Raw genomic sequence first — 2,610 nt, forward strand, 5'->3', positions numbered from 1 at the left:
GAATCATCATAGTCTGGTCATAAGAATACTCTTTGTATCTTGCCATAAGATGAACCTCCGTTTTCTAAATTTTACCATAGATTTCATGAGAACTGTTGAAAAGCTGGCTTTTTCTACAGTCTCAACGTCCGCATAACCTGTTTTCCGTACATGGCGGAAATCCTGCCTGCGAAGCAGAAAAGCATCAGCCATGACAGTAGGTATATCTACTTCAAGTCAATGTTATACAGCACTATGTATATTTCAGAATATCTTCTATAAGATTATAAACCAAAGTAATTGATTCGCTTTTTGCAGGTGATAATGATTTTTTTAAATCAAAGATTTTTCTTGATCTCATAATTGCTAAATCAATTCTACGTTTTTTATTTTGATGGTCAAAGGCTAACATTATTTGAAAAAAATCATCATTAACTTTTTTATCTGTGTTCCAATTATATTAAATAGAAAAATTCTTTAAATAGCTATTTATTTATTATAGAATTATATGAATCTCGATGAATTGAACCACCTTGATGATCGTTAAAATGCAATATTAACCAGTATTCAAAAGCCTGATTTGAATATGCAACTTTAAAACCATACGATTCTGCATTTGTAATGGCAGTATTGAAATCCGAATCAGAAAAATCATCTTTATGAGGGAACTGCAGGCTGGAGAACCAGAACACTGAGAGGAACGAGGCTATGGTGGCCACCAGGAAATACAGGGCGTTTACCTGTATGGAACTTATGGAAACCGTTTTACTCAGCACAGAAAAAGAGCAAAACAGACTGCCCCGACAAAGTCCAAATGACACAGATCACGCACAATGGTTATCTAGAGACTATACTCTTGTTACAAATAGTGCTAAATAATTCATGACTCTACATATGTTGGAACTTTGGATGCCATATTATTTGATCATATCATTATATAGATAAATTATTACAAGGATAAAACATGACAATCATAAAAAATATTTTGAGAACATTCAAAATAGGTATTTTTTTTACTGCCCTGATACATATCGTCATACTCGTCATCATATCAATATTAAAATCGGATATAAAATACCTTAACTATTACAATATTTTAGATATTGATCTCTTTATTCCTAATATAATAGATGGTTATTTAAGTCAGATATTCTCTTTTGTCACCATTGTAATAATTCTCAGTGCCATTTATATCAGAATCTCCATAAAGAGTAATAAACTCATTAAGTCACCCTCCCCAGCTAACGTTGAATAGTTGAGGGGAGAGCAGAATATGGACTCAAGAATCCATTGCTCCTCTTATTCCACCTTTCTCTGCCAGATCAATTCTCTGTTTTTATAGATATCTCTCATCCGGTGGTGAGGAATGGAGTCTACTTCAAGTCTTTGATACTCATTAAGGGCTCCCTGGTTTCTAGTAAACTTAATACTGAAAAACCATTTTGGAGGTATCTTTATGAGGTTCTATAAAGAATAACACCACGACTACTGTGGCATCGATCTCCACAGCAAAGTCATTTACATCTGTATTATGGATCGAAGCGGGAAAATACTCTATCACAAAAATATACAAACAGATCCTGATGATTTCCTTGAAGCAATTACCCCTTTCAAGGATGATATCGTAGTCTGTGTTGAATGCATTTTTACCTGGTACTGGATTTCAGATTTATGCGTAGAACACAAAATTCCTTTCGTTCTGGGCCATGCTCTCTATATGAAAGTAATAAGCGGTGGTAAAACTAAGAATGACCGGATAGATTCTGAGAAGATAGCTGCCCTTCTCAGAGGCGGCCTCATTCCACAAGCATACGTATATCCTGCAAGAATGAGAGCTACACGAGACTTATTACGAAGACGACAATATCTTGTTAAAAGAAAAAGCGATTTTCTCTCCCATATCCAGAATACAAACCATCAATACAACATGCCACCTATCAGTAAAAAGATTACTTATGGTGCTAATCGTAAAGACTTACCAGAACATTTTGAAATTCCCCTGGTACAAATATCAGTTCAAACAGATGTTGAAATTGTAAATGTATTAGCAAAACAGATTACACGACTTGAATACATTGTATTAAAAAGTGCCAGATATCATGATCCTGTAGCCTTTATATTATTGAAGACAATTCCGGGAAGTGGAAAAATCCTCGGTTTAACAATTCTCTATGAAATACATGATATTAAGCGATTTCCCAAGGTACAGAACTTTGTATCCTATTGCCGGCTGATACGATGTCCAAGAGAATCCTCCGGTAAAAGTATGGGCTCAAAAAATAGTAAGATCGGAAATGCTCATCTGAAATGGGCATTCTCAGAAGTAGCGGTACTCTTCATTAAAGGCAATGATTTTTCAAAGAAATACCACCGGAATTTGGTCAATCATTATGGTAGAGCCAAAGCTATGTCCATAATTGCTCATTAACTAGCTCGATCTGCCTATTACATTCTTAAAAGGAGGGAGCCATTCGATTACAAAATATTTTATTCGGCTGTAAGACTGGAAAATCCGGTTTAATCCTGCCACCCATTCCGGATTAAACTTGCCGGGTAATCCGGATTTATCCTGCCACCCCATTCCGGTTTAAACCTGCCACTTTTGGCAGCAAGTCCGGAATCAAATATTGT

Annotated in this window: 1 protein-coding gene and 1 pseudogene; one reads left to right on the top strand and one right to left on the bottom strand. The window is 35.5% G+C overall.

Going from position 1 to position 2,610, the window contains the following annotated elements:
- Positions 1–464: 464 nt before the first annotated feature.
- Positions 465–800 carry an RloB family protein gene (locus DV872_RS27360; RefSeq protein WP_114632872.1) on the bottom strand — a complete coding sequence of 112 codons (336 nt, stop codon included), beginning with the start codon at positions 798–800 and terminating at the stop codon, positions 465–467.
- A gap of 674 nt (positions 801–1,474) precedes the next feature.
- Here DV872_RS27360 and DV872_RS25915 point away from each other — a divergent pair.
- Positions 1,475–2,500, top strand: a pseudogene (locus tag DV872_RS25915) (IS110 family transposase).
- The last annotated feature ends 110 nt before the right edge of the window (positions 2,501–2,610 follow it).

This window comes from Oceanispirochaeta sp. M1, from assembly GCF_003346715.1.
In the GTDB taxonomy this organism is placed as follows: Bacteria; Spirochaetota; Spirochaetia; order DSM-2461; family DSM-2461; genus Oceanispirochaeta.